At 37.8% G+C, this 947-nt stretch carries 1 protein-coding gene; it reads right to left on the bottom strand.

Annotated features, from left to right (window positions below; all coding sequences use genetic code 11):
* Positions 1-53 precede the first annotated feature (53 nt).
* The coding region (locus tag CDOM16190_RS10495; RefSeq protein WP_170020786.1) for a hypothetical protein at positions 54-947 on the bottom strand (894 nt) is incomplete at its 5' end.

The raw sequence follows: 947 nt of genomic DNA, 5'->3' as shown, positions 1-947 counted from the left end.
CGCCTTGTATTGTCGCTACGCTCCACAAGGCTATCATCTTTTAGGGTGAAGTATTACATTCTAAACCGCATTGAGCTTCTTGGTCGTTCTTGCTCTTTTTTAGCTTCTTTCTTTAGGCTCTCTATTTCAGGGTCAATTTGTGGTATCTCTTTTATCGTTTGTCTAAGATCTTGCATTAGCTCTTTATATCTGATTTTTAGTCCAATTTGCTCACAAGTTCGTTTAAAGAGTTCTGTAGCTCTTTCATACTCTCTTTTAATGAATACTGCGAATTCTCCAATAATGCTTTGATTGTCTTCAAGAAGTCTGCTTGTGCGTTGTCGTTGCCCTTCTTGAGTTCCGCTAATATTTGATTTAATGTCTTGGATAATTCGCTCAAACCGTTGACGAATTCCTGCCGTTCCGTATAAATTTGGTCGATTGCTTCTTGCAGCTTCTTCTCGAAGAATACGTGAGTTAGTTTCTCGTATTCTTTGAATTCTTTCATCATATTCTCGATTAGCTCTTGCTGCTGCTTGCGTTCTTGCTCTAATACTAGCAATAATTCGTGTTCTAAGTTCATTTTTTTGCCTTTGCTGCTTTATTTTAAAAAGAAAATTGTCAAGAAAAATCCTGCGATGCCACCAGCTATTATCAAGATTATCGTCCATAGTCCATTGTTTGATATTGTGTCGTATAGCTCCGCTCTCTTCTCTGTTTCTTTGGCTCTTGCTACTTGTAGTAGTGTTTGGCTTTCTAGTCGTAGTTGGTCTAAGATTTGCTGCTGTATCTTTTGCTGAAAGCTGGTTAGATTTGTTTTCATCTGCTCCAGCTGATCTTTTTGATAGTCCATATTTTTGTTGATTATCTCTAAATTTGTGTTCATAAGCTCTTGTAAGTCGCTCCTGTAGCTTGTTAAGAATTGCTCGTTTTGCTGCAGGAGTTCGTTCCTTATACTCAATAGCTCT

The sequence above is a fragment of the Campylobacter sp. RM16190 genome (assembly GCF_012978835.1).
Taxonomy (GTDB): domain Bacteria; phylum Campylobacterota; class Campylobacteria; order Campylobacterales; family Campylobacteraceae; genus Campylobacter_A.
The sequence above is the reverse complement of the archived record's forward strand: the minus strand, read 5'-3'. Positions and strand labels throughout refer to the sequence as shown.